Annotated in this window: 27 protein-coding genes; 1 reads left to right on the top strand and 26 read right to left on the bottom strand. The window is 59.3% G+C overall.

Annotation, left to right across the window (positions count from 1 at the left end):
* Nucleotides 1-622: 622 nt before the first annotated feature.
* The 11 genes from SIN04_RS16525 to SIN04_RS16480 form a co-directional block, all read right to left on the bottom strand.
* Nucleotides 623-892, bottom strand: a complete 270-nt coding sequence (locus tag SIN04_RS16525) for a hypothetical protein (protein WP_134490967.1) — start codon at nt 890-892, stop codon at nt 623-625.
* A complete protein-coding gene (locus SIN04_RS16520) occupies nt 879-1,109 on the bottom strand; it encodes a hypothetical protein (protein WP_134490965.1) in 231 nt (76 codons plus the stop codon). Before SIN04_RS16520 ends, SIN04_RS16525 begins: the two co-directional genes overlap by 14 nt.
* Entirely contained in the window at nt 1,106-1,555 is a 450-nt protein-coding gene (locus SIN04_RS16515; protein ID WP_341264069.1) for a hypothetical protein, read from the bottom strand. Before SIN04_RS16515 ends, SIN04_RS16520 begins: the two co-directional genes overlap by 4 nt.
* A 4-nt stretch (nt 1,556-1,559) precedes the next feature.
* Nucleotides 1,560-1,925 (bottom strand): hypothetical protein, encoded by a 366-nt coding sequence (locus SIN04_RS16510; protein WP_134490961.1) that lies wholly within the window; start codon nt 1,923-1,925, stop codon nt 1,560-1,562.
* A 75-nt stretch (nt 1,926-2,000) separates the two neighbouring features.
* The gene (locus tag SIN04_RS16505) at nt 2,001-2,777 is read right to left on the bottom strand and encodes a glycosyl hydrolase 108 family protein (protein ID WP_134490959.1); all 777 of its coding nucleotides are present in this window, start codon (nt 2,775-2,777) and stop codon (nt 2,001-2,003) included.
* Between the two features lie 81 nt (nt 2,778-2,858).
* The gene (locus tag SIN04_RS16500) at nt 2,859-4,124 is read right to left on the bottom strand and encodes an SGNH/GDSL hydrolase family protein (RefSeq protein ID WP_134490957.1); all 1,266 of its coding nucleotides are present in this window, start codon (nt 4,122-4,124) and stop codon (nt 2,859-2,861) included.
* Between the two features lie 4 nt (nt 4,125-4,128).
* Nucleotides 4,129-5,061, bottom strand: coding sequence for a hypothetical protein (locus SIN04_RS16495; RefSeq protein WP_341264068.1), 933 nt, complete (start codon nt 5,059-5,061; stop codon nt 4,129-4,131).
* Between the two features lie 86 nt (nt 5,062-5,147).
* A complete protein-coding gene (locus tag SIN04_RS16490) occupies nt 5,148-5,621 on the bottom strand; it encodes a hypothetical protein (protein WP_134490953.1) in 474 nt (157 codons plus the stop codon).
* A 72-nt stretch (nt 5,622-5,693) separates the two neighbouring features.
* Nucleotides 5,694-6,479: a hypothetical protein gene (locus SIN04_RS16485; protein WP_134490951.1), complete on the bottom strand. Its 786-nt coding sequence runs from the start codon at nt 6,477-6,479 to the stop codon at nt 5,694-5,696.
* Nucleotides 6,412-6,618 carry a hypothetical protein gene (locus SIN04_RS20290; RefSeq protein ID WP_166795967.1) on the bottom strand — a complete coding sequence of 69 codons (207 nt, stop codon included), beginning with the start codon at nt 6,616-6,618 and terminating at the stop codon, nt 6,412-6,414. Before SIN04_RS20290 ends, SIN04_RS16485 begins: the two co-directional genes overlap by 68 nt.
* Nucleotides 6,615-9,212, bottom strand: a complete 2,598-nt coding sequence (locus SIN04_RS16480; protein ID WP_341264067.1) for a phage tail protein — start codon at nt 9,210-9,212, stop codon at nt 6,615-6,617. Before SIN04_RS16480 ends, SIN04_RS20290 begins: the two co-directional genes overlap by 4 nt.
* A gap of 110 nt (nt 9,213-9,322) precedes the next feature.
* Here SIN04_RS16480 and SIN04_RS16475 point away from each other — a divergent pair, with 110 nt between their 5' ends.
* A complete protein-coding gene (locus SIN04_RS16475) occupies nt 9,323-9,595 on the top strand; it encodes a hypothetical protein (RefSeq protein ID WP_166795966.1) in 273 nt (90 codons plus the stop codon).
* A 74-nt stretch (nt 9,596-9,669) separates the two neighbouring features.
* Here SIN04_RS16475 and SIN04_RS16470 read toward each other — a convergent pair whose 3' ends face one another.
* The 15 genes from SIN04_RS16470 to SIN04_RS16400 all read right to left on the bottom strand — a co-directional run bounded on the left by SIN04_RS16470 (nt 9,670) and on the right by SIN04_RS16400 (nt 24,319).
* On the bottom strand, nt 9,670-10,512 hold the full coding sequence (locus SIN04_RS16470) for a DUF2163 domain-containing protein (protein WP_244605854.1): 843 nt from the start codon (nt 10,510-10,512) through the stop codon (nt 9,670-9,672).
* 20 nt (nt 10,513-10,532) lie between these two features.
* Entirely contained in the window at nt 10,533-11,141 is a 609-nt protein-coding gene (locus tag SIN04_RS16465) for a DUF2460 domain-containing protein (protein WP_134490940.1), read from the bottom strand.
* On the bottom strand, nt 11,138-13,402 hold the full coding sequence (locus tag SIN04_RS16460; RefSeq protein ID WP_341264066.1) for a baseplate megatron protein TIM-barrel domain-containing protein: 2,265 nt from the start codon (nt 13,400-13,402) through the stop codon (nt 11,138-11,140). The genes SIN04_RS16465 and SIN04_RS16460 overlap by 4 nt, the downstream gene beginning before the upstream one ends.
* A gap of 17 nt (nt 13,403-13,419) precedes the next feature.
* Nucleotides 13,420-14,679: a hypothetical protein gene (locus SIN04_RS16455; protein ID WP_341264065.1), complete on the bottom strand. Its 1,260-nt coding sequence runs from the start codon at nt 14,677-14,679 to the stop codon at nt 13,420-13,422.
* A 128-nt stretch (nt 14,680-14,807) separates the two neighbouring features.
* Nucleotides 14,808-15,044 carry a hypothetical protein gene (locus tag SIN04_RS16450; RefSeq protein ID WP_244605851.1) on the bottom strand — a complete coding sequence of 79 codons (237 nt, stop codon included), beginning with the start codon at nt 15,042-15,044 and terminating at the stop codon, nt 14,808-14,810.
* A gap of 62 nt (nt 15,045-15,106) precedes the next feature.
* On the bottom strand, nt 15,107-15,415 hold the full coding sequence (locus SIN04_RS16445; RefSeq protein WP_134490938.1) for a hypothetical protein: 309 nt from the start codon (nt 15,413-15,415) through the stop codon (nt 15,107-15,109).
* On the bottom strand, nt 15,415-16,152 hold the full coding sequence (locus SIN04_RS16440; RefSeq protein ID WP_134490936.1) for a hypothetical protein: 738 nt from the start codon (nt 16,150-16,152) through the stop codon (nt 15,415-15,417). Before SIN04_RS16440 ends, SIN04_RS16445 begins: the two co-directional genes overlap by 1 nt.
* Nucleotides 16,153-16,242: 90 nt before the next feature.
* Nucleotides 16,243-16,689 (bottom strand): hypothetical protein, encoded by a 447-nt coding sequence (locus tag SIN04_RS16435; RefSeq protein WP_134490934.1) that lies wholly within the window; start codon nt 16,687-16,689, stop codon nt 16,243-16,245.
* Nucleotides 16,690-16,737: 48 nt separating this feature from the next.
* Complete coding sequence (locus SIN04_RS16430; RefSeq protein ID WP_134490932.1) at nt 16,738-17,184, bottom strand: hypothetical protein; 447 nt, start codon at nt 17,182-17,184, stop codon at nt 16,738-16,740.
* Nucleotides 17,181-18,008, bottom strand: a complete 828-nt coding sequence (locus tag SIN04_RS16425; RefSeq protein WP_134490930.1) for a hypothetical protein — start codon at nt 18,006-18,008, stop codon at nt 17,181-17,183. The genes SIN04_RS16430 and SIN04_RS16425 overlap by 4 nt, the downstream gene beginning before the upstream one ends.
* A gap of 83 nt (nt 18,009-18,091) precedes the next feature.
* The gene (locus tag SIN04_RS16420) at nt 18,092-18,556 is read right to left on the bottom strand and encodes a hypothetical protein (RefSeq protein WP_134490928.1); all 465 of its coding nucleotides are present in this window, start codon (nt 18,554-18,556) and stop codon (nt 18,092-18,094) included.
* A gap of 84 nt (nt 18,557-18,640) precedes the next feature.
* The gene (locus tag SIN04_RS16415; RefSeq protein WP_341264064.1) at nt 18,641-20,158 is read right to left on the bottom strand and encodes a hypothetical protein; all 1,518 of its coding nucleotides are present in this window, start codon (nt 20,156-20,158) and stop codon (nt 18,641-18,643) included.
* A 172-nt stretch (nt 20,159-20,330) separates the two neighbouring features.
* Complete coding sequence (locus SIN04_RS16410) at nt 20,331-21,455, bottom strand: hypothetical protein (protein ID WP_244605848.1); 1,125 nt, start codon at nt 21,453-21,455, stop codon at nt 20,331-20,333.
* A gap of 148 nt (nt 21,456-21,603) precedes the next feature.
* Nucleotides 21,604-22,959, bottom strand: coding sequence for a phage portal protein (locus SIN04_RS16405; RefSeq protein ID WP_134490926.1), 1,356 nt, complete (start codon nt 22,957-22,959; stop codon nt 21,604-21,606).
* A 52-nt stretch (nt 22,960-23,011) separates the two neighbouring features.
* A complete protein-coding gene (locus SIN04_RS16400; protein ID WP_134490924.1) occupies nt 23,012-24,319 on the bottom strand; it encodes a phage terminase large subunit in 1,308 nt (435 codons plus the stop codon).
* Nucleotides 24,320-24,838 lie beyond the last annotated feature (519 nt).

The following is a 24,838-nucleotide window of genomic DNA, read 5'->3' as shown; positions in this document are numbered from 1 at the left end:
TTCTACGGATCGGTTTGAAGCTAGCGCAAATTCCAGCAGCAACCTGGATGATCGGGATCAACCTTTCCGCCAGCGTTCAAGTCGCACTTGTAGAAATTCCGAGGACAGACCGCTTTGTAAGGACGGCCTGCCGCGGGACTCCAGCAGCAACCGGGATTGGCCGGATCAATCCGTCCGCCTTCATTCAAGGAACACGCATAGTAATTTGTGCGGCATTCCTGGGCGTTCACAGCACTTGCGTTTCCCAACATGGTGATAATCACCGCGACAAGCGTAGTCAGGACCCCGAAGATTTCACAGCGCATGACGAGCCCTTAACGACTTCGGTTCCCACGGATCAGTGCACGGACGACACCCTTGCGCACTCCTCTTACTAAGAGCGCGCATAATGCGAAAATCAAGAAGATCGCATGAAAAATGTCAACGGTTTCTGAAATAGTTGCGATCATTTACGCACAAACGGTTGTACTTATTGAAAGATACTTCAGAAAAAGGGCATACTGAAGTGTTTACACGGGTAACCAGACCTTGCAGCCCAATTTTGACGTCGGCTCATGGCGTGCAGAGGCCGCTTGAACCGCCGAGACAAAGCGGCAGCCCGCTACCTTCAGACCACCCCTGCTCATATTCCAATTCCGCGACTCGCTTTCGCCTCTTCGAGCGCTTTGGTCAGAGCGTTGACCTTTGCCTCGAGTTTCTGAATTTCCTGTTGCAGATCGTTGACGTGCTTTTCGTATCCTTCGATCAGCGTGCGGATGCGTGCGTCGATCAGGACAGCCATCGGCGGCTGGCGATTGATCATGGCGACGATGATCGTCCCGAATACCCCGAGAGCTGTTCCGATGCTCCCGGCGCCGATTGTCGTCCACATGGCGGCGTCAGGGTCGGCCATTGGCGGCATGCTCCTCTTTCGCTGGGCGCCCGCAGATGATCTTGGTCCAAAGGCCGTCCTGGCCGCGCGGATCGCTCGCGGCCGTCGTCAGGCCCGCCATGGCGCATTCCATGAGCGAACCGGCAACGACCTCGCGGACGTCGATTGCGGTTTGCCGCGTGCAATCTTCCTGCGGCGTCGTGGCGAGGCAGGTGAGAATCAGGACGATGAGTTTCATTTCGCCTTCCCGAGCCAGGAGGAGACGTTGCTTGTCCCGAGCGTCACGGCGTGAACCAGAAAGAAGCTGGAGACGATCGCCCATTCGAACGTGTCATAGGGCGCGGGCAGCTTGGCGACGCCGAAAAAGGGCGCCCCCATGAAGAGCTTCGACGCCAGAATGGTGTCGATAAAGATCAGCCCGAAGTGCAGCGCGGGGGGAACGCCCGCGATCAGCATGATCAGCCGGTTGATCGGCTGGCCGTAGACCTGGACTTTCAGCGCGTTCAGCTGAACGTCGCTGATCAACGCCTGCTGCAAGACAGAGGCGTCGGCGGCGGCGCCGGCCGCAAAGCCCTGCTCCCTGATCGTCAACGTGTTGGTTTTGTAGTCCGTCCACGTTTTCGCAAGAGTCGTCAGCGCGCCGCCGAGAAGTGAATTCAGAATGGGAAGAAGGATCGCCAGCATCGGCTCAATCCTCCTTTTTCGGCTCGATCTTGGCGGCCGCCGCTATGCCGAAGATATGCGTCACCGTCATCAGCAACATGATGGCGCCGCTGATCTTCAGGGCGATGTCGGCGGTGAAAAACGCCGAGAAGTCGACGAGATGCAGTTGTTCGAGCGCGCCGGGCAGCGCCGTCACCAGAACGCCGATGAGGCCGGAGAGAGGCGTCTTGAGGCCAAGGAGCCAGAGCTTGATCTTCTGCCAGCGGGTCACGCCGTCGGTTTCAATCTTGGCGATGATGTCGGCCGTGACGCGAAACTTTTGCAGCTCCGGCAGGATGATTCCGAAGAAGACGCCGAAGCTTGCGACGGTGGCGAGCAAAAACCAGAACATGGGGATCTCCAATTGTGATCGCGCTCGCGAAAGTGACCTTTCGCAAAGCGGCGGAATCGGGCGAAAACTTTCGGATTAGGATTTGGCGGGAGCGGTCGCCGGCGCCGCGGCCTTCGCGGCGGCTTGTGCTGCGTCCGCCGTCTGGGCCGCGGCGGCGTTGGCGAGAATTGTCGCGCGCTGGCCCTGCCGCCAGGCGTTGTAAGCCGCAACAGCCGCGACGGCGACGATTGCCGCCACAACGGCAATCGTCGCCCACAGATGGCTGCCAGTCGCGTGCGCCCCGGCGCCGGCGGCCGCTGCGATCGGCGCTGCCGATTTGGCCGATTTGGAGTTAGCCTTTTGCTGCGCCTTCGCGCTCACGGCGTTCGGCGCGATCGGCAGACCAGCCATCTTGAGGCTTGCCGCCTCGATGCGCGCTACGCGCGCGCCCCAGCCACGGCCAAACGCCCGCCAGGTCGTGAGGCCGTGCAAAAACGACAGCCGCGCCGTTGCGATGTTCTCTATGACTTTGGCGAGCGGCGGCGCAGCGGCGTTCGCCGTGACGATCGCGGCTCTGGCCTTCGCCGGCCCCGAGTTCACGGCGTAATCGAACGCGGACAGATCCTCGCCATGCCGCAGTTGCTCGGCGCCGATCGCGTCCCAATAGCCGGTGCGATAAAGATCCTGCAGCTCGCTCTCTGAAATCAGCGAGACGCTTTTCGGCTGCAGGCGCTTCGCCGCGCGATACTGATCATAGCGCGCCTGCGTCACCCCCCGATTGGTGTTGCCGCCGGGATCGCGCGGATCGTTCGATTCGCCGCCCTCTTCCCTCAGCGTATAGGGTAGGCATATGCTGAATTTTCCGATGGCCATGACGAGCTCCGGATATGAAAAAGCCGCCCGAAGGGGCGGCGGAAGGAAGAGGAAGCGGTCAATCTTGTGAGGCGCCCTGCGTTACGCCTTGCCCATGATGGCGGTCAGCACCCCATCGGCCATGCGGTATCCGAGATGGGTATGGCCCGCGACATTCGGGTGAGGGCTACCCGAGACCGCGAAGTAGAGGTCCGAGTTTCCGTCCCCGGCGGGCGCGGCGACCGAGCCGGACCCGGTGAAGGTTGGGCCGGCGGGATCGGTGACGATCGGGACATAGATGATGTTCGGATCGTTGAGGGCGGATAAATAGGCCGAAAGCGACGCCTCCCAGGAAGCATGCGCCGCCGCCAACGCGCCGCCCGCGCTTCCGATGACGCCGAACACAAGGACCGGAAGGGTCGCCGAATAAGCCCTCGCCTGTCCTATGCAGGACGCGAGGCCGGGCTGCGACGCGGCCCATCCGAAGGCCGAGTCGTCATTGATTCCGGCGCAGAGGCCAATGATGTCCGGGCTCCAGTTCAGCGCGTCGAACATATGCTCCTGCATCCGCAGGCCGGCGCCGTTGTTGTTCGCGGCATATCCAGTGCCGCCATTGCCCGCCGGCCGGTAATCGCTGATGCCGAGGCGGTCCGCCATGACATGCCCGAAGCCGTCGCCGGGAACCGCGGGGGTTCCCGTCATCGTGTCGAAAGTGATGCTGTCGCCCATCTGGATGTAGCGGATGTGATCGACGCTCGATACCGCATAGAGGCCCTCTGTCGGGCCAACATCGACGCCGTAGAATGCGGTGTTACTCTGCGTTTCAATTGATATGCGCCGACGCTGGCGACCTCCGACGCTCGTGAAATCAACAAGGGTGAGGCTGGGCGACGCCGCACTGGAGACGATCGGCGAGAGGCTCACATATTTGCCATCCACAATCAGGCGAAAATTCGAGCTGCCGGTCGTCCCGACCAGGAATTTTGCGGAATCCGCGATAAAGGTATGCCGCCCCGACGATGCGGCGATATTTGGATTGGAGCCCGCGTTGCCATTGCCGGTCGGGAATACCGTTGTGCTCGGCAATCTCAGATAGTTTGTGGCATACCAAGTTGTCCATCCCCCGGTCGAATAGAAGATATTTTGATTCGCCAGAGCGGTGTAAACTTTCGAATATCCCGCCGTCGTCGCCGCCGCCTGATTGGCGTACGCGCCTGCCGTGATCGTCGGCGGGTTCGCCATAAGCTGCGGCAGACCGGTCGTTGGGTCAATCATATGGGGGTGATTGTCCTTCGCCACGCCCGCGACGCGGCGGATTTTGGCGTAGATGGTTTCGCCGGAAGCAACGTTCGCTGGAAGAGCGCCCATTTTCTTAGCCCTCCCAGGCGGTGAATTGCTGGAAAGCGACCTGCCCAATTACGGATATAGCGTTGCTTGGAACGCGATTCGCAGCCCACTCATACCCCCCGCCGCTTGGGTAGAACGTAGTGGTGCCGAGTGAGCCAAATGCGGCCGCGCCGGAAAGCGATACGCCCAGATTCGCGGAGGCGCTTTCGTTGCGGATGGCAAGATACTGACGCCCGGCGTTCGACGTCGCGACCTGAGTCGAAAGGGGCGTGAAAGTCGCAAGATTGACCGTCGCACCCACCCCCGACCCCGATGTTGAAGTCGGCGTCACTGGATTGGTCACGGGCGCCGCATAGACGCCCGGCGTTGTGACCCCGAGAGCTAAGATCGCCATCTTGAGGTTGACCACCGCGCCCGTGAGGCCACCGCCCGTGACCGGCTCCGAGGCCAAATTCGTCGGATTTACGGTGTAATTGCCGGCAACGCTGATGGAGCCGATCGCCGTGAGCACGCCACCAGCGATCGTGCCCGACAGCGTAAACCTAGTGCCGGTTCCGGTCGTGCCCGTCAATGTTACGGCGCCGTTGGTACCGCCGGACCCCGCATTGACTAGAGTGGGAACCGCACCGAGCTGCGTACTCTGCACATTGAGAACCGCCGGCGACGAAACGCCGGCGCTCATCGGCAGGGTGAGCGTGTCGCCCGGAACCCAGCCTTGCGTTCCGATCGACTGGACGGTCGCCGAGGCCACCCCACCGTTGATATAGCCGGAGCGATCGGTGACCGAGATTGCCGCATCCCCAGACTGGATCGCGCTGAGGATGGCGGCTAGGCTGCTGATTTCAGCGGTCTGATTAGCGGCGGTGGCCGCGCCTGTTGGAAGCGGCAGCGCCGATGCTGTGACTGCAATGGCGGCTTGATCCGTCGCCAATGCGACTGAAATACTGCTTGCAGTCACAGCAGGCGCATTCGGCAACGTGTTGATCGTTGCGCCAGATCCAGGAGTGACGTCTAGTGTCGGTAAAGCCATTGCTCAGCTCCACATTAGGCTGCGAGCGCAGCGATCAATCCACTATTCAGAGGATTGCTGAAATCCAGATTGACCACGCCGGCAGGCGCGGTAACCGTAAACGATCCGGCACTCTCATCGATTTCGACGCTGAAGCGGTGCGGCCCCGGCGTAAGCGTTCCCGTCGGAATTGACCAGGCGCCCGTTGCATCGGCGATCGTCACGCCGGCCGGCGTCGCCGCGCCATCGATGTAAAGCCGCACTCCGACGCCTGCGGAAGAACCTTTCGGAGTTTGCACGACGCCGCTGACGGCGCCAGATGCATAGGCCGAAGTTGTCGCCGGCGGGAGCGCTCCTGCGCCATCAGTCCATCCGTTTGCTTCGAGCGTCGGAACGTCGAAAGTCGGCACGACGATCGCGACGCCAGGCATGCTCTCATAGAGGCGGCCGTTGACGATCACAGCGTTACGGCGGCCGTCCTCCGGAGGCATCAGGAATTGTGTCATCATGCGATTTGACCCCGGCGACGAAAAAACAAAGGCCCGCCATCACGGCGGGCCTTGAGGCGGATCTTGCAATTATCAATTCAATGCTTCGATAATAAGCTGGCTTAATTTGATCTGGTTCACTCCAGTTCCCGCAGAAGCCCACAGCGTCGAGACTTCGAGAGCAAGCACGCCATTTGTCGGAACAAGGACAGGCATTGGCGTCACACTTGTGTTGGTCGCACTGCCAACACCGCTTGGGATTGACGATAGCGCACATTCGATGCCGGATGCGCCAGAAGGATCTGCGATAGCCTGGATAAGCCAGGACACCGCCGCCTGCACGTTCGTCTCTCCGGGATTTGGCGTATATCCGCCAGTCTGGCCGACAATCACGGAGCCCAATTTGATCTTATGGGTTAGAAGAGGCGGCGCTGATCCCACCGTCACCCGATAGTGCGCCGAGACGCGAATGGCTCTCCCCGCTCTCAGGAAGTTAGGCGGAATCGAAAATGCTAGTGAATAATCATGGTCCAGCCCGGCTCCAGAAGAGGAATCGTTGACGTCGCCACTATTTTGAATAGACAGCGTCCTTTGCACAATGCCATCGATCCAAGTAGACCCATCGGCCGACGTCTTGAGATGGAAGTTGTCATCTCCGCAGAGCCCCATCTCAGCGCGCCCCGAATACCCAGTCTGATAGAGTAACGAGGCGGTGTCCGTATCTGCGCTCTTGTTGACCTTGAACTGTACGCCATGGCCAATGTTGTCAAAAAGGACCGCCGAGGATTTGACCGCAAGCTTGTTCGTTACGTCAAACGACGTGTTTACGCCAACCCCTGGCGCATTCTGCAGACTCGGCACCTCCGAGAGAAGAGCCACCGGATGCCCCCCCCGCGGTGGCGCCATCATGAACTTGTACTCGCCATGCGGTTGTGTCGACGAGCAATTCCCCCACCGCACCGACATATGTGGAAAGGAAGGAAGCCGCTTCGCGGCGCCTTTTGACTTGAACGCTCATGCTGATGCCAATCCCAAATCGATAGTGATCACATAAGGATCAGAGGCTACGCCGAAATCATCAGATTCATTGACGCCGGAGGCCGCCGATCCATAATCAAGGGCTGCCCCAACCCCAAGCGCCTGAGCCACCGGTCCGCTTATACCGGACCCAACTGGAGTGTACGTGTATACCGCGCAGGTCGACAAATCTTGCACGGACGCGCCGAAGATATTAAAGCTCGGGAATTTCAAATAGACCGGCATCCCAACGAAGGCGGCTGGCAGCGGATACTTGAAAATCGCGTCATCGAGGCGAGCGAAAGGCGCGTTCACATTGTGGGATGACGCGACAGAGCCATAAAGTCCGCGCTCCAAATAGGTCAGCGCGTAGGCGTTGGCTGCTGTGAGGGTCGCCGTTTGGTAAGAGAACAGCTCATGATCAACAATGCAGAGCGTTACTCCGTTCCGAGCGTCAGCGGCTGTGCCCGACGCAAGAGCGCCGCCGCTCCCTGCAAGGTCCACCGAAATCGCGTTTGCGACATCCGGATTGCTTCCGGTTGGTGCGGGCGCCGAAGCCGTTAATACGCCCTGGCGCGAAGGTCCGCTGATCTTGCCGATCTGCGCGTAGGTGGCGTTGTCTGTCGAAAGATAAACAAGCGCTCCGCCCCAATAGGGATCCGCCGCTCCCGCGGACCCCTCGGGCGTCGCCAGCGTCGTCGCCACGATCGTAGCGCCGATTAACTCGGGCGCGTTAGCTGAAGCCGACAAGCTTTCGAGTCCGGTGGCGAGCTCTACATCCCAGACATAAAGGCCGCTTCCGGGCGCGCCAGCATACGAAATCGTCCCGATGGGGTCCGCGAGACACAGTGAAAAAGACGGCACGGTGGAAGCGGCTTTGAGTGGAACCGACGCCGAGATCACTTTAAATCCACGAGCCCCTTCAACAATAGAGACCGCTGAGAATGCGCCCACCGTGCTTTGCGTGGCGGTCATTCCGGTCAGATCAAAATCACATTGGTTGACCGCCACGCCATCATTTGCACGCAAGCTGACGGCATTGCGTTCCGCAGCCTGAATCAAAATGGTGATGGTAGCTATATCGCCTATGGCGCCAACTGGTCCATTCCACCTCGCTTCATGATTCCCCGTCGTTCCGTCCTCAGCCAGCTTATATATCGGCGCGAGGCCACCGGAGATGGCGATCCACACCTCCGCAACGCCGTTCGTCAGATCCGGCGGCGGTTCGAATATGATGACCTGATTGACCGGCGAGGGAGATACGCCATGATCCAAGGCCGTATTCGACCCCGCCTGCACGGGATAAGCCGCCGCAGTTGCAGCTCCTCCTGTGAAGTCCTCAGCCGTAAGGCTGAGAATCCCAGACCCATCCTCTTCAATGGATACAATGCGTACAGGAAACTTATTCATTCCCAGGCCTACGTCACTAATCGCGACGAGATCCATCGGTTCGAGCAAACAATACTCGAATCCCAGTTTGAATTGGTAAGTGTTTCTAACGTACAGACTGCGCTGAAGAAGTAGCTGCGCCGATATTCGACCAATCGAGGGCTCGCAAATCTCATGCGCCGTGATCGAGGAGTCCATGTGGAGCCCATACAGCTCTATTGCGTTTTGATCCCACACTTGAACGGGCGTCGCATCATACCAATTGTTCCGGTCGAGGGTTTCAAGGGTCACCCAATTCTTTGCGGTAAAAGGGTCGCTTCTTACGACCTCAACAGGGTCGGCGTCGTCGCTGATGACGAAGTCATCATCCGCCAGATCGTAGATCGGCGTGACGTTCGGAATGAAGGAAACGCCGCTCTGCGTTAAGGGAGCGTCACCATAGGTGATGAATTTCAATTTGCCGCCGGACCACACAGCGGCGGTATTGGTCAATTGAAGCCACCGGCTGAGGATGCTGCTTGCCGCTTCCTGGTTGGCGAGCACGGGGGAAAGGGCAAGGTGCGCCGCAGTACAGTAGGCCTGGTATGACGAGCCTCCCGAACCGCCCAGCAGAGTTGTCGAGTCGATGCTAGCTGCTGGAAAGCCGACGCCATATTGTGGATTAGTTAGAAGATCCTGGATCACGAGCGCCGGATTCGCGTCCCACGAGTTAATGAGCCCTGTCCCTACGAGTAATCCATGCACGTCGAAGGAAAGCGAAGGCAAGCTGGGGCTAGACCCAAGGTCAAACGACGCCGTGGCGACATAGGCAAGTCCGCCATACGCCAGATCTTGTCCGGGAAAGGAAGCCGTCAAATATCCCCAAGGGGTCTGGGGCATCGAGCCGTAGAAGAGCCCTAATCCGAGATTCCACAGATATGTAATGGACTGGCCGCTCCACACGCCGCCAACGGCATTGATTGGGCCTTCGCACAAGCCGAGGGCGAAGCCGCATCTGTAGTCATAGCCGCTAATGGATCCGCCACCTTTCCCTGCCTTCGTCTTCTCCGTTGTATAGCTGAACCCTCCGGTCCATATGACGTTCGGCGCAATCTTGTTAGCGCCGTAAACAATTTGGATCGGAACAGCCGAGCTGGACGTCTGGATTTGAAGACCCGTATAGAGCGGGATTTGCGATGTAGTTTTCCTCTGGCGCAGGAAGCTCACAATTATTCTCCTTTCCAGAGACTAAAATACCGTCTTGGCCTCTTCGGCTCGACCAGCTGAGCGTTCCGCCTCACCTCTTCTTCGAAAACGACGCCGTATGGCTGGAACGCATGAACAATCGTGATCGGATTTTCTTCCGTCACAATGGCTCCATGACTAAAGCATCGGCCATATTTAAAGACGACGATGTCGCCCAACCGCGGCGCCGCTATCTCTTTGCACGTCTTCACTATGAACCCAAGATAGCGCTCAGCGCTCCGATGCAAATGCCAATCTTCCGGATAGGGCCGCGGATCGAAGGGCGGCACGAGCCCAAGATCAACATACACCCGGACGAGCAGCATACCGCAGTCAACGCCGGCTCCCAGAATGTCCGCACATGAATGATAGGGCGTGCCAATCCATCTGCGCGCCTCCGCTACGATCCGGGCGCGTTGGCAATCGTCAGTATTCATGTCTACAACGCATAAGTAGGTGGCGGGACGTAGGGAAACCCTCGAAAATTCGCAACATTGCCAAACTTGGCTTGGCAGGTCGCTTGCGTATGATCACACCCTTGGTAGACCGTGAATGCGTCTCCAGCCGCTGGAACATTGAGCAGCGGCGCGCTTAGATAGAGCGTTGCCGCATCAGCTGATTTTACATTCGCAGTCGCGCCCGTATTCACGCCTGATGAGAAGGTAAGTGTTCCCTGAGCGTAAGCGCTGCTAGACCCTGACCAGAGAATCTTCAATTGTGTCGATCCATCGCCAGCCGTTGCCTTCGCGCCGTGCGCTTTTTTTATCAACCCACATCCGGAGTCATAGAGGACGTGCTGGCAGTTCGGCGCATAGAGATTTCGCGGCATGTTTACGTCCAGCAGGACGAGATCAGAGTTCACAGTGATCTTCGCACTGGTGCGCCCGACACTGTCGACGGTTCCCACGCGGCCTTTGAATAGAACAACGCTTCCGACCGGCGCCTCCGTCCATGAAGTCAGAAAGGCTCGTTCGCGCTGAACTTCGGCGCCATCGAGGATTCCATTTCGAATGGCTTGCAAGAACGGAATACCGCCGATGGTGTCAGTCGGCTGCGCCGCCAGCGTGATCTGTTGCTGATCTACCTGGAGGCCCACTTCGCATTTGAAAGTCAGTCCATCGACCAACACTGAGTTCGCTGCGAAGATTGCGCCATTGAGCGCGATAGGAACGTCCGCGCTCGTATAGGTGAGAATCAGACCAGTCTGCAAAATGAAGGTATAACAATCAGCGACGAGAGCTAGCGAGTCACGTTGTGAGCGCAGGCCATCGAGAAAGGCCATCAAGGCTTGTGACGTAGCTCTCATGGCTTCACCGATCTAAATTTCAACGACTGAACTTGCCAGAGCCCGGCCATAAAATTCTCAAAGTCATTCTGATCATCGAGAAACCTGCATTCGAATGCGAAGATGAAATCCGCCGAGATGAACACATTACTCGCCGGAGGCGCCAAGAAAGTCAGATTATTGGGCGTTGATAAGGTCCATCCACCTGTTTGGCGCGCGCCGTCCAGGTAGACGTTCTGAACAGAAAGCACCCACCCGACAGGCTCCGTAAAGCCCCCCAATGTTCGGACGAATGGAAAAGCCGTCGTAACGCCATCGCCAACGGCAATGGCCTGTCCAACCATAGCGCTGTCACCCGGATCCGTGTAGAGGAAGGTGCCGAACTGACCCTGGCATTGCAAATAGAGCCCTAGCAAACTTTGGAGGGAGTTCGCGCCGAGCCCGGGAAGCGCCGAGGTCGAAGCGAGGCCTTCAAAAGTCAATTCGAATTCATAGAGCGGATAAGTGTAGAGTGGCGTTCGCGCTTCCCTGCCAGAAGAGTTGCTGACGATTCGGGTCGAGAATGTTGGTCGCTTGTGGACAGACCATGCTTGTCCAGGCAACGTGGGAAAGGCGGCCGGCGTCATACCTTTACAGTCCTCAGAACCACCGTTTTAGCCTGCCAGATTTGGTTCATGAACGCCTCCAGATCTGCTTGGTCGTCTGCAAAGCGACAAAGAACAGTCGGACCAAGGCCGAGCGCGGGTGAAACAGGAAACGCAAAGGGCGTTGTCTGCCCGCGCGCTGATTCATAGAACCCGGCCAACACTTCCAAGTCATGATGTACGTCATCCATACGCAAGGCATCGAATGAGAGTTCGATTTCCCAAACAGCCGTCGCCATTCTCGCCACCCTGCTGGCGCGACCCGAAGCGCGCTCGGTCGCGACCGTCGAAAAAGAGGGCTTGTAATGCACAGACCAGCTCTGCCCGTTCAATGTCGGAAAGCTCGGCGGACTCGCCGGCGTTGGCGCTAGATCCAGAACCGGCGGGGGTATGAAAGGCCCCTTGCCGCTCAGCCAATTGCCGGAGGGCCAGTTGGCCGCATCTCCCCAGACATCGCTACGCGCAGGAAATGCAGGAAAAGGGCGCGCATCCCAGTTCCACGCTGACATGAAGGTCGGCTCGATCATCTTTACGCCGGCGGCGGACGTCTCGTTCTGCCCGTCCTCTACCCAATATTCATAGATCGCCTGCAACGCCAACAGTGTGAGATTTGCGTCTTCCGCTGGGGCATATCCGCCGACCTCGGCCGGTTGCCAGACTGACCAGAACGGCGTCGCGCTCTCGCTGGACTTTGCGTCAAAGAACACATTCGGCTGATTGGTTGCCCGATCGCAGGTCGGGAAGCCGTATTCGGTGAAGGTAATTGGCTTCGATTGCGCGGTCCATGCCGTGCTCGGCCCGTGTGCCGCGAAGCCATTTCCGTCGCCGTCATCGTAGATCGCCCGGTGCGAATTATTCCACCACCAGCGCAATTTCTTGTTCGCAAGTAGTTCCTGGTTTGCGTAATAGGGTTGGCGGTCCTGTGCGAGTCGGTCGCCACGTGGAAGTGAGACCCGGAGGTCCGTGCCGTTGGGATCGAGTCCCCGCCCCAGATTTGTGCTGTCCCCATAGAACCAATTGAATTTCTCTCCGCCTTCGATATTCGCTTTCAGATAGGCTTTACTCGTGAGCGTCGGCGGTCCGGTGAGACCAAGGCCAACGCTGGAGACGTCAGGAGGCGGCCAGCTTGATGGCCGCGGCGACGCCCAATTGCCGGCGTCTATCCCGCCACCCCCGGTGGTCCAATCGCTCAGAGGAAGATAGTTGTCAAAACAGACGAGATCGATATTCTCGTGAGCCCACAATTGATCGAGATGTGGCCATTGCCCGTCGGCGGCTGGATGCTGATAGCCCATCCACGCGGACCAATCGGCCGCGTAGGAAATGAGATTATGCAAGCCGGTCTCGTCTTTGGTCAGACCGGCCTGGTCGAACACGGAGCGGACGTCGTCGCACAAAGTCATGAGACCCGAGACAAAAGGATAATCCCAGACCGCGGCGCCCGACGCGTCACGAGTTCCAGCCTTGGTCCAGGCCGGCCCACGAATTGTCTCAAGTCCGCGAAGCTCGGATCCGAGCAGGAAGAGATCGACGCCACCCCCTACAACGCAGAGGTTCGCATAGTGCAAAATCATCCGCCTGAATGAATAGTCCGTCGTCGCGCCGGTGTAGGCGACCGTAAGATTGGCCGTATCGCGCACGAATTGTGCCGCCGTCGCGGCTCCAAGAAAGTTTGCGGCCGCGGCCGAGGCGCCAGATGAGACATCATCGGATTGATAGGCAATGCGCCCGCGCCAGGGAAATCCTGGCGCATCCATTAACAGGAAAGGGTAGAAAACCACGCGCAATCCCCGCGCCTTCATATCGCGGATACAGCGCACGATAGATTGGTCGGAGGGAGTGCCGCCATAATTGAATGAAGCGCCATTCGAGGAAATCGGGATAAGCTCCGGCGAAGTCTGCGTCAGCCCGGAGCAGCGCCAGACATCTGGCGCCCACCCGGCGCCGTCCCACTTCTCGAACACGCCGCCAATGTAGGTTGTGGACGGATAGATCCTGCAGCTCGACGCGTCGACCGAATCGCCGAACCACGCGACGACGATCGCGACCGTTTCGCAATCCGGAAATTCAGCCTGCAATTGATCAATAGAATAATCCAGATCTGTCCTTTGTCCGCCGGAGGCAAAGTAGGTGTTAATCGGAGTTAAGGCCAATTCGGTCACGCGCCTGCCAAGATATGGCGTAGCGTCATAGGTCCACTCCCCCGTGGCGGGGAGCAGATTGACTCCTTTGATATAGCCCATGTGATATAGCCCATGTGTCAGACCGCGCCGCCGATTTTGCTGAGTCCGAGGTGCGAACCGGTGCGCACGCCATCATTGATCGTGCGCAAGATTTGTCTCCCGTTGTTTTTGAAAAATTGTCTCACTCCCGAGGCGTCGATAGCCTGGACGCTAAAATTCGTCGAATGATGAACGTGCACGGTTCCGGCGCCGCCCGCTCCGCTGGACAACGCATTTCGCAAGGCGCCCGCCGGTCCTGCCGGAACAATCATTTCGCCCTGATGCACCTGTGCGATCATATCGCTTGGCAGGCTCCATGCGCCGACTGCGAAAGAGGCGAGCCCTGTTGCAACGCTCAGAACCGTGGCTTCGCCGGCCGCGGCGGGTCCGGCGGCCGCCGGCCCCATCACCGGCGCAAGAAAGCCGAAAATCCCGGCAAAGGCCTCGCCCGCGGACGCGGTAATGCTTTTCAGCACATTCGAGACGATGCTCGCGTTGGAGGCCACCGCCGCGGTGCTTTCAAATCCGGCCCGCGCAGAGGCGCCGGCGGCGACGGCGCTGGTCTGCGCCGTCTGCGCGGCCGTTGTCGCAGCCGTATTCGTCGCCAGACCGGCGAGCCAGTCAGCTACGAATCTCACACGCGCCGCAATGAAAGATTGGACGATCGACAAAGCGACGCCTTGAGCGGCCTGTCCGAGCGTCCGCTGCCCTTGAACCAGGCCCATCATGGAGTTTGTTACGCTTGATCCAATCTGCTCGAAGGTGCGCTTGTAATCAGCGTAAATCTGCTGGTTGACCTGGCTTTCGATCTGCTGCCGCTTTAGTGCCGACTGGCTCGCAAGTTCCTCGATTTGGCGCTGGACCGCCGCATAGGCGAGCGTTCCTTGTTGATAGTCGCCTTGAAGAACTTGAAGATGCTGCGCCTCGATGTTTTCGCGTTGCTTTTCTGACGCTAACAGGCTCGCAAGCTCTTCCTGCCGCGAGATCTGCCCTGTTTGCGCCTGCTGCTTGATCAGCGAGGATTGCAGCGCAACGCCGTTGAGGGCGATATTATAGCGCCCCTGCTCCGTCTGGTGCGCAATTGCAAGCTGAGTGTCGCTGGCGGCCTGCGCCGATGTAATTGTCTGCGTGGCATTGGCCGCATAGGCTTGCGACAGGGTGGCGAAAGAAGCATTTATTTGCGTCGCGCCGCTGCGGAACGCCCCCGTGGTCGAGTCTACAGCGCTCGACGCCTGCCGCAAGCCTTTTTGCAAATCTCCGACGTCAGCGGTAAATCGGATGGAGACATCATCAGTCATGCGCAATGATCCTTACATGATTTGCTCGCAATCGTGACTGAACGAACGAGGCGATTTTGTAACGTCGGCCAGATCGCGCGCAATGCTTCGCGGGACGCGACGGTGATTGCTGGACGAGCTTCGGGAATTCACCCGCCTTCCGCCGCGCGCACGAACCCATCCGGATATCGTGCGATCAAGCCGCCGATTCCGCTCGGGTCGGCGGCGCTCTTCGATGAAACAACCTGAGGCTTGCGTTCGATGCGATGAACGCATTTCAGGATCTCATGCGCCGGCGGATAGTCACGCCAGTAGGAAAAAAGCGCTAGGATATCGTGCAGCGTCATCTCGTCGATCTCGGCCGGTGTATAGCCGCAGGCGGTCATGAGCCGGGCGTAGATGTGATCGAAGTCTATGCGGGCGGCGGCATCGCATCCGCCGCGCCCGCTCAGGCTTCCCCCGCGCCGGCGTCTCCTTCTGCCGACGAAGGAAGAAATCCGCCGAGACGCAGGATAGCCGCCATCGCGGCGGCAATTTCGGGGGACGTCGCCTCGACGTCTCCAAGCGACGCCGCCGCCTCGGCATGATCGCGCCGCAACGCGATCGCAACGATCGCCATCGCGGCGGCGACATTGCCTTTCGCTTCTGATGCATTCGCCATGAGAACTGGTTCGATTTCCTGTACCTGGCGCAGCGTCAAGGGCCTGATCGGCCATTCACGCTCGCCAAGCCTTATCATCTCGGTGCGCATGCGCATCAGGAAGCCTCCGCGAAGGACCAGGTCATCACATTGCCGGCCGGGTCGGCAAAGCAGGAAAAGTCAAATTCCGGCATGACGAAATCCTCCAGTTTGGTCTGGAAGCTCAGCTTGCTCGAAGTGCAATTATTGAGTTTCAGCGAAAGGGCCTGGCCCTGGAACGTTGTGTAGAACACCGCCTGGAAGGTTGGCGTCGTGCCCAGCAACTGATTGCTCACCGTGAACTTCTGCCCCGAATTGTTAGCGGTATATGTATAGCTTATCAGCACTGCCGAGCCTGCGTCGGCCGCGTTGAATGTCACGACGCCGGAGGAGATGGAATATTGCCCGGGAGATGGAGCCGAGGCGACTTTGATCAGCGGTAGGCCCGTCGCGGCATAGAGAACGCCCTGGTCGTCCACGAAATTCGTCGCGTTTGCGACGGTGACCGCATAGGGCGCCGCGGCCGGAACCGACGCCGCTTCGGCAAAGGATGTCGCGACTTGCCCCGCGGAGGGCGTGACGCCATAAAAAAGATTGGCGAAGGCCAATCCGGAAATGCGCGCCACCTTTGCCTTTCCCGTTGTCTTGATCGTGCCGCGCGCAATAGCGACCGGGCGCTGGTACTGCCCGGTCAGTTCCTTGATACTCGCGGTTTCCTCGATGGTGACTTCCTGCACCAGACCGAAATTGACTGGCGTGGCGTTCGCAATATCCGTGCGGGTTCCGAGCAGAACGCCCGAGCCGAAGCTATACATGGATGACCTCTTTTGTTCGACCAATGCTAATGCCGTCGCCGCCGCCACTCCACAGGATGACGGCCATCGCGACCGCGACTTTCGGAACGCTTATGGAAGTATCAGCTTCACGGGAACGATCAGCAGCGCGTCGCCATCAAGATCGCCTGGATCTTTCAATGTCTTGCCGTCGATGCGGCAATGATGAACAGCGCCCCCCAATGTGTTGCGGCCCATGGCTAGATCCGCTCCCGAAAGCGCGAATGCGTCATCCAGCGCGTCCATAACGTCATTGATAAGCGTGGCGCCAATGACCGCGGGGTCTTTGGCGTTGAGGTAGACGAAAAGTTTAAGATCGATCGCCCGCTTCGGCGTTGCGCCTTCATTCCAGGAATATGTTTCCTGTCCGCCCTCGAACATGAAGCACGCTGGCCGGCTCGTCGCCGGGACGTCGCTCCAGAGCTTTAGACGCCGCGCCGGCCCCGTCTTCCACGGGTAGGCGCCCGAGACGAGGCTTTTCAGCGCTTCGATTGCGATTTCACGCCTTGCCGCGGTCATGCCTTTTCCTTTCCCGCTATTGCGCTGACGTCAGCAACGCCGTCAGCCTCAGCCCTGTCCCAACGCCTCGAGCGCCGCCTGTTTCAGGCCAGCGGCGATCTCATCGCTCATTTCCGCAAAGGAGCTGCCGATGTAGGACCGTGACGGGATAGTCGAACCTGGATGATGAACCATCTTGGCGAAACTCTGCCCCCCGCCGGCGCTGAAGGCCAACGCTTTCGCCTTAACTGCGACGATGTCGTGCGCCGCGGTCTTGCCGCCGAATTCCTGGATGGCGGCATAGGGAACCCCGCTGCTGTATCCGACTATCGTCAAGGCAGAGCCGTCATCTTCGACCGAAGATTGAATTGAAGCGGCGAGCGCGCCTGATCTTGTCTGCAGGACTCCACCCGACAGCTTCTGTTGAATCCGGGATTCGAGGACATTACGGAGCGCATTCGCCTCTTGTACGAGCGCATCCTGCACGGCCCCGATGTCGAGCGTGACCTCGATCATGGCGTCACCAATCGGCGGTATGGTTGCAATGCCGCCGCGACGAAGTCTGGAACGTCCTTTACGATGAACGCCATCGTTTCCTGACCTCCAAGCGATTTCGATTGCTGCCCGATGCGCGAGCGATAAGCGTAGCGCTCGGCCGCCCAATCCATGCAGCAGACTGCAAGGTCGGCTGGCACATAGCCGTATGTGATGTTCAACGCAGCGCCCGCGTCGGACGGCGCGAATGTGTACACGCCATTTTGAACAACATATTGCCCAGCGATGGGGTTCCCAGCGACGGGCGACAATGCAACGCCATTCGCATAAGCGACGCCGCCGTCGCTGGCCCAGTCTCCGTAGGGCGCGAGCACGGACATGGCGTAGGGCGGCGCCTGCGGCGCCATTGCGGCCTCTCCCGTGATTTGATAGCCCGCCAAATAGGAGACCTGGACATTTTGCACGCCAACCGTGAATCGGCGACCCCGCAGCGATAACCGCTGCATCCGCCCCGGTGGCGCGGAGTCCGCGCCGTCAAGGACAAATCCGGCCTGGAAGGCGGCTCCGGCATCAATGGGCGGCGACGGTGGGATCGGAACGCCGTTGACGCCGCAAAGCGAAACAGAATTGACCGGCCACTGCCGCAGGATGATCGAACATTCATTGCCGCCGTCATATGTCTCCAAATAGTTCCCAGGCAGAATGGAGGGCCGATCGAGTATGTTGAGGATCGCCCGGCTGATCTGCGTAATGAGTTGCGACAGGAGAAGGTCGTCCTCGCTTCCCGCTATATCTAGCCAGGTTTTGAGATTGGACAGGTTGGTGAGATCATAGGCAGAGGCCATAAGCTGAGGTCCTCAAAGTGACGCGGACAAGATCTCGATCGGCGTTCGTCGGCCTTGTTCCGTGGAAACGGCGCAAGGCGGCATCACGCGAGGCCCATCGCCTGACGCGCCATGGCGCGCAATTCCTCATTCGTCACAGGGAGGGAAACCGAGACGCCCCTGCCCTTGAGGAAGGCGAAAAGCCCCTGGCGGCTCAAGGCCGACACGGACTCAGCACTGGCATTGACGTTAGCCCCTGCTCCTGCCACGCCTGATGTCTGCTCGAAAGGCAGAACCGATGCCTCCGAAGCCGTTAGGCGCGTCCGAATTTCTTCCGTGCCGATCGTCTGCAAAGCTCGCAGCGTCGCGTTCATCGCAGCGACGATGAGCTCTTCACGGTTCATCGAGGCAAGCTCGCGGAGATCCTCCTCCTCCCACAGGCGGAAGCCATGGGCGGAAAGAGCGGGCCAGTCAGCGTCATCAACCTCTATCGAATTATCCTCGGCGATTTCGAGGCTCCGCCCCAGATGCGAAACGGCGCCGCAACCGGCGGGAACACGTAGTTTCATGGCGACCATCCTTGTTTGCGCCGCGCTCCATTTACGCGGCTTCGAAGCAATCCGGGCGGCCGCGGACGACCGCCCGCACAGCGGTCAGCCGTTGCCGATGTTTGTGATCAGGGCTAGAGCCGGGGGGAAATAATGCTGCAGCACTTCATCGGCATAAACGCCATATTCATATTTGCGAGTGCGCAGCGGCCACTCGATCTGATAGTAGTCTTGCCGGGTGCGGATTTGCATGACGTTGCCGACGCCGGCGAGCGGGTATGGCAGACCCTTCGTCGTGAAAAGAATCGTGCCGGCCGGCATGTTCGGATGAACCTTGATATCCACGACTCCGCCACCCTGCATCGAGAAGCGGTTGAGGTAGGTGCGGACCATGATGCCGCCGCCCACGAGGTCCTGCGCCGTCTCGAACACGAAGCGTTGCGCCGAGCTCTGCGAGGCCGCCAGTATTTTCTTCGAAATATTCAACGCTTCCTGCGAGCTCACCCACATCGTGTCGGGCGACAGGCGATAATTGTCCCACATGGATTTCAGCACGGTGTCGATTTCGATGATGCCGCCGGATCCATCGGCGGTCAGCGGCGAACCGGTACCTGCGGTCCCCGGGCTCATCGTATAGACCGACGCTCCCGACCCCGGCTTGAACGCCTGATAAATGAGGCCATCGAAGGCCAGCACGTTAGCTGAATTGTCATTGCTGCCGAGTGAAGCCGCCGTCTGTGATCCAGCTGCCGCCGCGCTGATCACAAGCGAATTGATCGTCGTGATGGCGCCGAGCACTTCAGCGCCGGCGGCGCCCCAGAACCACGCGTATCCGAGCGCGCCCGGAACGGGCATGACGCTTGCGCTGATCGAACCAGTCGCGCCCGTTGTCGCCGCCGTGGCGCTTGCGCTCTTTGCAGCGACGCCGCCACCGAAGGTGTCGGACGAACCATCGGCGTTGGTGCGGGTGATCTGGCCCTGCACGCCCCCCTGGATTGAGCCGTTCATCATACCGTCGAGAGTCAGCGCCGCGCATATAACGGACCATGTCTGCGCGGCCAGCGATCCTCCGCTCGTGGAAGCCGCGAGAGAGGGCGTCGGCGTGACTCCAAGCGCGCCCGAAGCGCAACCTCCAAGAATCATCGCCTCTTCGCCGAGCATCAGCGCTTCGAGGCCGGTCTTGGCTCCGATCGCCCGAACGTCGTCAAATTCTTGACCCGCGAATTGCGCTTCGAAATCAACGCTTGTTTCAACACCGATGCCCTTGTAGGAGGCGGTGTAGTCCTGTGTCGCGACCGCAAGCACGCCGCCGCGGTTGGCTGAGGAAACGCCAAAGCGCAAGCCCGTCGTATTGATCTTCGTGATGGCGCGCCAAGCCGCCTGAATGCCGCCCTTGCCAGAAACGCGTGGGATCATATTGCGCAGTGGCGTCAACACCGGATAAAGAAATTTCGCGCCGAGTTCGAGATCGTAGAAGGTCAGCCCTGAAGTCGCGCTCTGACTCTGCGAAAACGTGCTTTTCTCAAGTCCGATCAGGCTCTTGAAGCGCGGGTCGCCGAGCGGCTTCGACTGCGCGGTCTTGAGCCGGTCGAGGACGTCTTGCGCATCGGTGTGCATGGTCATGGCTTACTCCTGGCGGATGGAATTGGTGGAAGAAACGTAAGGGACGTCGGACGTCCACACGCTGTGGGGGGACGTTCGGTCGAGACCGGCTAACCGGGCATAAGCGCGCTTCGTAATGTCTTGGCCGATGGCGCTCCGGAACGCTGGCGCGGGCGCTAGTCACACAGTGTTGTCATCGTATCGGCGCGCGGCCATTGCGCTGCGCGAGTTTGATCGCGAGAACGGAGAGCGCCTCCGGATCAAGAAGGAGTTTCTCGACAGCATCGCCGTTGCGTGTGTCCAAACCGGCGTCTTCGCTTTTTGAGATCGATCGCGCCGAGCCCGCGAAGGGAAGTGGAAGGGGTTGCGATTCGATCTGCTTCACGCGGCGCAGCACGTCGTCAATCGTCGTCGCCAGCGCATCGAAGCGCTTTTCCAATCCGCCGGACATGCTCTTCTGTGCGTTGCATTCGGCGCCGAGATCGACGGATGTGTCATGCATTTGCTGCACGCGATGTTGGTCGGCTTCGCTATTGCGGGCGCCGATCTTTGATAGCTTGGCGCTGGCGCGAGGGCGGCGCACAGAAGGCGCCGCCGACATAGCCAGAGATTGCGCCCCAGAGGGCTGAGCGGGGCCCAGCTCCGCAGTTTCTTCATTCGCCATCGCGCGCAAAATGGCCGAGGCCCGCGTGACGAGATCACGCAGTCTGTCGGGCACGTTTGAATCATCCTGCTCAGCATTCGCTTCAGAGGCGGCGTCGCTTTGCAGGTCATTCAATTCGTCGATGAGACAGGCCAGGCGCGCGACCGCATCGAGGTCTTTGCCAAAGCTGCGCAGCTCTCGTGTGCCATCGGCTTTGATCATCTCAAAATGAGCCTGTGGGAGGCAAGGCAAATCGACGAGTGAAATCTCGGTGGGATCCGCCGTATAGCGCGTCAACCCATCCTCGTCGGTCCAACGCCGCGCATAGGCGCCGCCTTGGGAGAAGCCGGTATAGACGCCTTCCGCGACCTTCACCCATTCCGCGTCATCAATCACCTTGGCGCAGATTTCGATCTGTTTGCGCGTATCGTTGAAATTGATCTCCGTCACTTTGCCCGCCGCCACCGGCCCATGCATCGCACGGAGATTGCCAAGCGACTTCCCCGCGGTGGATTTGGCGATCTCGGCCGACCATTTTTCATAAAGGGGCTTGGTCGAGGCGTAGTCACAAATTTCGCCGGCGCGGTCTTCCGCCTCCGCCGTCGCAAGGCCATAGACGAGGCGCTGCGCCGCGTCGACCTTCGTAATCGGGATGAACATTCGCAACGCGGACATGCGTGCTCCTTGGTTTTCGTTAAAGTAATGGAGGCGCGGGGATGGCAAGCAGACAAGCCGGCGGCGCTAGGCCTCCAGCGCCTCTGCGTAAAATGCGGAAGCAACTGCGAGAGTAGAAAGAGCAATCCAGCAAGCGCTGAGCGCTTCCCTACTCCGGCAGCGGCACATAGCCCCCAGCGGTCAACGCCATCGCCATATTCGCCGATGCCGCGGGCAACGGCGGACGGCCGAGCGCGGCGCGCGCCTCGTTGATTGTCAAGATGCCCTTCGATGTGAAATTCGAAAGGATCGTTTCCTGAGTCAGCGGATCGGTCTCGTGGCCAGCACTCCAGATGAATTCAAGATCTGGCGCATCGAGTTCATTCGCCAGAATATCGTCGATCAGCGCTTTGACCCAGGCCAGGATTGGCGCGAGACCTTCCTCTTCGGCAAGGTCCTTCTGTGTTTCCGCGGTGGCGCGATTCAGTGTTTGTGTCAATGCTTGGGGCGAGATCGAGAACGCAAAGCACACAATGCGCGCCAACCACTCGTCGAAGGGACCTTTGAGTTCGGGCTCCTTGGTTTGAATGAAGGTTTTGGCGACGCCTCCAGGGACAAATTTTGCGCGCCGTCTACGGCCGAGTTCGCCGTCGAAATAAGCGTCCCAATATTTTTGATAGGTGGCGATCTGGTCGGGCGTCCAGTTTTCCGGCACGCCGATCAGACTGTCTGGAATATTGCCTTCTGTAAAATAATCGAGAAGATACATTTGGCGCCGCAACGCGATATTCACTGTTGTGACGATCTGCTCGACGGGACTCATGCCGTAAACGCGGTTGACGCGGAGATTGCGCGGCCTGTAGATCAAGTCGCGCACCGAGTAGTCAATAGCTGGGTAGCCTTTGAGGACCTGCTGGTAGGCCGTTGGATAGACCAATGCGCCACCGTCAAGATATGGCTCTGGCGTGCGGCCGAATCCATCGATCACAGGTTTGATCGTCGCGCCATCGAGCGGCATAAGCGCGGTCAGCCGACCCGAGCGATCACGCCGCAAATACAGCGCCGCCGCGTCTGTGACAAAAACCTCTTCCAGTAGAATGCGCAGCCAGTCGGCAAAGCAGCGGTTGCCATCCGGCCGAGCAATAAAGCCCGTCGCCGCGGTGATGCGATCGACATTGCCGGCGATGAGAGCGGTCTTGTCACGCGCAACGATGGTCCACGATTGGCGTGAGGCCTGATCCTTGCGCGTCTCGATCACGAGCCGAAGAAGATCATAGCCGTCAGCGAGGCCGCGCAAGGTTGCAAAAGTGATCGGCTCGAAATTCCGAGTTGTTGTCGATAGATTATAGCCGGATGGATAGTCCCATTGCCGTCCGGCGACTTCGGGTGGCGCCAACGGAGTCATTGGCTCCAATGGGCCAAACCAACCATTTTCCCCGGCGGCGGCGGTGGAATTGGCGAAGCGAATATCGATCTCATAAGGGCTGAGCGACCAGCTTCTTGTCCCGGCGCGGCGATCGACCATGCTGCTTCCTTCGTGATTTGACGTTGTTGTGCGGTGCGCGCTAACGGGCGACTCAGGCGCCGCTTCCGCCTTCCGCCTCGCGACGATAGAATTCTATGATGCCTGCGCCGTCGTCGCGCGCGAAGAGATGCGTCAGCGCCCAGATCGCCGCATCCGCGTGGTCGGGGCTGCCGCTGCCGCTGTAGCCAGCGCTCGAGAACGCGCAGAGCTGATCCTCGAGCTTCCCAAACCGGCCGACATGATGAACCTGGCCCTGCGCGTAGCGGACCGAAATTGGCTCGGCCCTCACTGCCTTGCCGCGACTGGCTGTGACAAGGCGGACTGGAACATTTCGATCCGCCGCCTGGATTGTGGCGCGAACCATTTCACCACCGAAATTGCTCTCCGCAACGATGCAATCCGCCCGGTATTTGTGAAAAGCGATGACGGCGCGCCTGCCCCAAACGATGGGCGCTTCCCGGCAGGACAGATCATCGAGTATGTAACCGTCGCCATCAAATCCCCGGGCCGCCACAATGATCCCGATTTCATCCGATCCGAGATCATCACGGCCCGCGGCTCCGGAAGGATCAACGGCAACGACCACGGCGGCGCGCTTGTCCGCTGGAATGGTGTCTTCGGGGCGCCGGTTCGCGTCGATCAAACCATAGGTCCAGAGAGCGCCGTCGACTTCATCCACGTAGATCCCTTCATAGAAGCGTTTGCGTTGTTTCTCCGGCAGGTTGGAGAGGCTCGTCAGGAATTCCGTCGAGAGATTTGCGCTGTTGTCCGGTGGATTGAGAAAGGTGCGGCAGTAGTTTTCCGGATCATTTAGATGCTTCATCGAAACGGGATCACGCTTTTCGCCAAAGAGCTGATTTGTCCAGTGTGTCTTGCCGACGGGGTTGAGATCAACGAATGCTCGTTGAGGGATATTTGGCGCGACTTGCGCGAGGCGCGTGAAGGCGATCAGCGCCGACGAGTAAGGAATCTGCGAGGCTTCATTCAAGAAGACAGTCGAATATTCGAGACCCAGGATCTTTTCGACGCGATCCTTATCGTCGAGACCCCCGATCCAGATGCGCGAGCCGTTGTCGAACTCAAAATAGCCGTCCTGCCGGCGCTCCTTCAGCGGCGTACCGGGAAAGCAGCGCCGCATCACCTGAGGCAGCGAATCGAGAGCGATGGAGGCGCGCGCGGCATTGGCGTGGAAGCGCAGAATCGCATGACGCGTTCCTTCAGCCTGAAGCGCACGGCGGACGATCGCGCGGATGATAAGAAATGTCTTGCCTGAGCGCGTGCCGCCGGCGAGACAGGCGTAGCGTTGCGGTCCCTCCAGCATACGGCGCGCCGCATCCTGGCCTGGGCTGAATGTCACCATGCGCGATCCAGTCTTCGTAAGTGAAGGATTCAGCAAATTGAAACGCCCGGCATGCGAGCGCTAAGACCTTCATTGGGCAAACCGGAATGACGACGATGGGTTATCGGCGCCTTGTCTCAGACATCCCGGATCGGCTGACGCGATAACGTCAGGAGCGCAGTTGGGCGCTTCGCCGCGCAATGCCGAAGGTGTGTTTCGATGAGCAAAGGCGCGTAAATCGTAGATGCAGATCGTGCACTGCATACGCGCATATTGCCCTCACAATCTGTTGCAAGTCAACGCTTGACGCCAGTAGTCGATTTGCCAATCTTACGTCATTTTCTCCGTCAAAGCGCAGAGTCCAAAGGCAACTGTCAAGATCCAGAGCCGGTACGCGCTCGGCTTGGACGAAGTCACACATCAATGGCGGTCGATGCTGGCTCAAGCGCACGATTGAGATGATCAAACGCGGCGATCGTGTCCGGCGCGACAGCGGTTCACCACATGTGAATGATGAAGGCGAAAGGCAAGCTGAATGCC

Origin of the sequence: Methylocella tundrae, from assembly GCF_038024855.1 — a bacterium.
GTDB classification, from domain to species: domain Bacteria; phylum Pseudomonadota; class Alphaproteobacteria; order Rhizobiales; family Beijerinckiaceae; genus Methylocapsa; species Methylocapsa tundrae.
This window is presented reverse-complemented; position numbering and strand designations above follow the sequence as displayed.

Coding starts and splice junctions, on each gene's coding strand:
- SIN04_RS16525 (WP_134490967.1), bottom strand. CDS start 892: ATGGCCGACCCTGACGCCGCCATGTGGACGACAATCGGCGCCGGGAGC.
- SIN04_RS16520 (WP_134490965.1), bottom strand. CDS start 1,109: ATGAAACTCATCGTCCTGATTCTCACCTGCCTCGCCACGACGCCGCAG.
- SIN04_RS16515 (WP_341264069.1), bottom strand. CDS start 1,555: ATGCTGGCGATCCTTCTTCCCATTCTGAATTCACTTCTCGGCGGCGCG.
- SIN04_RS16510 (WP_134490961.1), bottom strand. CDS start 1,925: ATGTTCTGGTTTTTGCTCGCCACCGTCGCAAGCTTCGGCGTCTTCTTC.
- SIN04_RS16505 (WP_134490959.1), bottom strand. CDS start 2,777: ATGGCCATCGGAAAATTCAGCATATGCCTACCCTATACGCTGAGGGAA.
- SIN04_RS16500 (WP_134490957.1), bottom strand. CDS start 4,124: ATGGGCGCTCTTCCAGCGAACGTTGCTTCCGGCGAAACCATCTACGCC.
- SIN04_RS16490 (WP_134490953.1), bottom strand. CDS start 5,621: ATGATGACACAATTCCTGATGCCTCCGGAGGACGGCCGCCGTAACGCT.
- SIN04_RS20290 (WP_166795967.1), bottom strand. CDS start 6,618: ATGAGCGTTCAAGTCAAAAGGCGCCGCGAAGCGGCTTCCTTCCTTTCC.
- SIN04_RS16475 (WP_166795966.1), top strand. CDS start 9,323: ATGAACAATCGTGATCGGATTTTCTTCCGTCACAATGGCTCCATGACT.
- SIN04_RS16470 (WP_244605854.1), bottom strand. CDS start 10,512: ATGGCCTTTCTCGATGGCCTGCGCTCACAACGTGACTCGCTAGCTCTC.
- SIN04_RS16465 (WP_134490940.1), bottom strand. CDS start 11,141: ATGACGCCGGCCGCCTTTCCCACGTTGCCTGGACAAGCATGGTCTGTC.
- SIN04_RS16460 (WP_341264066.1), bottom strand. CDS start 13,402: ATGGGCTATATCAAAGGAGTCAATCTGCTCCCCGCCACGGGGGAGTGG.
- SIN04_RS16455 (WP_341264065.1), bottom strand. CDS start 14,679: ATGACTGATGATGTCTCCATCCGATTTACCGCTGACGTCGGAGATTTG.
- SIN04_RS16450 (WP_244605851.1), bottom strand. CDS start 15,044: ATGACCGCCTGCGGCTATACACCGGCCGAGATCGACGAGATGACGCTG.
- SIN04_RS16445 (WP_134490938.1), bottom strand. CDS start 15,415: ATGCGCATGCGCACCGAGATGATAAGGCTTGGCGAGCGTGAATGGCCG.
- SIN04_RS16440 (WP_134490936.1), bottom strand. CDS start 16,152: ATGTATAGCTTCGGCTCGGGCGTTCTGCTCGGAACCCGCACGGATATT.
- SIN04_RS16435 (WP_134490934.1), bottom strand. CDS start 16,689: ATGACCGCGGCAAGGCGTGAAATCGCAATCGAAGCGCTGAAAAGCCTC.
- SIN04_RS16430 (WP_134490932.1), bottom strand. CDS start 17,184: ATGATCGAGGTCACGCTCGACATCGGGGCCGTGCAGGATGCGCTCGTA.
- SIN04_RS16425 (WP_134490930.1), bottom strand. CDS start 18,008: ATGGCCTCTGCCTATGATCTCACCAACCTGTCCAATCTCAAAACCTGG.
- SIN04_RS16420 (WP_134490928.1), bottom strand. CDS start 18,556: ATGAAACTACGTGTTCCCGCCGGTTGCGGCGCCGTTTCGCATCTGGGG.
- SIN04_RS16415 (WP_341264064.1), bottom strand. CDS start 20,158: ATGACCATGCACACCGATGCGCAAGACGTCCTCGACCGGCTCAAGACC.
- SIN04_RS16410 (WP_244605848.1), bottom strand. CDS start 21,455: ATGTCCGCGTTGCGAATGTTCATCCCGATTACGAAGGTCGACGCGGCG.
- SIN04_RS16405 (WP_134490926.1), bottom strand. CDS start 22,959: ATGGTCGATCGCCGCGCCGGGACAAGAAGCTGGTCGCTCAGCCCTTAT.
- SIN04_RS16400 (WP_134490924.1), bottom strand. CDS start 24,319: ATGGTGACATTCAGCCCAGGCCAGGATGCGGCGCGCCGTATGCTGGAG.